Annotated in this window: 2 protein-coding genes; both read right to left on the bottom strand. The window is 64.2% G+C overall.

Features of this window, described 5'->3' with window-relative positions:
- Positions 1–840: an ABC transporter permease subunit gene (locus G3N96_RS38595; RefSeq protein ID WP_011353448.1), complete on the bottom strand. Its 840-nt coding sequence runs from the start codon at positions 838–840 to the stop codon at positions 1–3.
- Positions 837–1,740: ABC transporter permease subunit (locus G3N96_RS38590; RefSeq protein WP_206140481.1), on the bottom strand; the 904-nt coding region annotated here is incomplete at its 5' end. The genes G3N96_RS38590 and G3N96_RS38595, both read right to left, overlap by 4 nt.

Below are 1,740 nucleotides of genomic sequence, written 5' to 3'. Positions count from 1 at the left end.
TCACGCCACCGCGAACGCCGCCTTCATGTCGGCGATGCGGCGCCGCTCGCGCGCGATCATCATCCGGTTCACGACGATCACGCCGATCGTCACCGCCGTGATGAACAGCGTCGCCAGCGCGTTCATCTCCGGGTTCAGCCCCAGCCGCACGCGCGAGAACACCACCAGCGGCAGCGTCGTCGAGCCCGGCCCGGACAGGAACGCCGACAGCACCAGGTCGTCGATCGACAGCGTGAACGACAGCAGCCACCCCGACAGCAGCGCCTGCGAGATCAGCGGCAGCGTCACCACGAAGAACACCTTCAGCGGCGTTGCACCCAGATCGAGCGCGGCCTCTTCCAGCGACTTGTTCATCTCCTTCACGCGCGACTGCACGATGATCGCCACGTACGACACGCACAGCATCACGTGGCCGATCCAGATCGTCACCATCCCGCGCCCCTTCGGCCAGCCGAACATCTGCTCCAGCGCAACGAACAGCAACAGCAGCGAGATGCCCTGGATCACTTCCGGAATCACCAGCGGCGCGTTGATCATCCCCGTGTACAGCGTGAAGCCCTTGAAGCGGCCGAAGCGCGCGAGCACGAAGCCCGCCCACGTGCCGATCACGACCGACGCGGTCGCCGTCAGCAGGCCGATCTTCAGCGACAGCCACGCGGCGGTCAGCAGCTCGTCGTCGTCCAGCAGCGCCGAGTACCACTTCAGCGAGAAGCCCGACCATACCGTCACCAGCTTCGACTCGTTGAACGAGTACACGACCAGGCTGATGATCGGGATGTACAGGAACAGGAAGCCGAAGGCGAGGACGCCCGTCGACAGCGGTTTGCTCGGCTTGATCATTTCGCGTCCTCCAGTTCCTTGACCTGGTAGTACTGGAACAGCGCCATCGGCACCAGCAGCAGCATCACCATCGCGACCGTCACCGCGGACGCCATCGGCCAGTCCATGTTGTTGAAGAATTCATCCCACATCACGCGGCCGATCATCAGCGTGTCGGCGCCGCCGAGCAGCTCCGGAATCACGTACTCGCCCACCGCCGGGATGAACACCAGCAGGCTGCCGGCGATGATCCCGTTCTTCGACAGCGGCAGCGTGATGCGCGTGAACGCGACCCACGGCTTCGCGCCGAGGTCGTACGCGGCTTCGAGCAGCGTGAGGTCCATCTTCACGAGGTGTGCGTACAGCGGCATCACCATGAACGGCAGGTATGAATAGACCATCCCGATGTAGACGCCCGCGTCGCTGTGATAGAGGCGCAGCGGCGTGTGGATGATGCCGAGCGCGATCAGCGTGTGGTTCAAGAGGCCGTCATCCTTCAGGATGCCGATCCATGCGTACACGCGGATCAGGAACGACGTCCAGAACGGCAGCATCACGGCCATCATCAGCACGTTGCGGCGGTTCGGTTCCGAGCGCGCGATGTAGTACGCCATCGGGTACCCGATCAGCAGGCACAGCACCGTCGACACGGCGGCCATCTTCAGCGAGCTGAGGTAGGTCGCGATGTACAGGTCGTCCTGCAGCAGGAACGCGTAGTGCGACAGCTGCAGCGCGAAGTGCACGACGCCGTCCTTGAACTCGACGAGCGACGTGTACGGCGGGATGCCCATCACCTGGTCGGCGAAGCTGATCTTCAGCACCAGCACGAACGGCAGCGCGAAGAACACCGCAAGCCACACGAACGGCACGCCGATCGCGACGCTGCGGCCCGACGGCAGGAAGCGCGACAGCAGCGCGAAG

The organism is Burkholderia sp. Se-20373 (genome assembly GCF_017104705.1).
In the GTDB taxonomy this organism is placed as follows: domain Bacteria; phylum Pseudomonadota; class Gammaproteobacteria; order Burkholderiales; family Burkholderiaceae; genus Burkholderia.
This window is presented reverse-complemented; position numbering and strand designations above follow the sequence as displayed.

Coding starts and splice junctions, on each gene's coding strand:
- G3N96_RS38595 (WP_011353448.1), bottom strand. CDS start 840: ATGATCAAGCCGAGCAAACCGCTGTCGACGGGCGTCCTCGCCTTCGGC.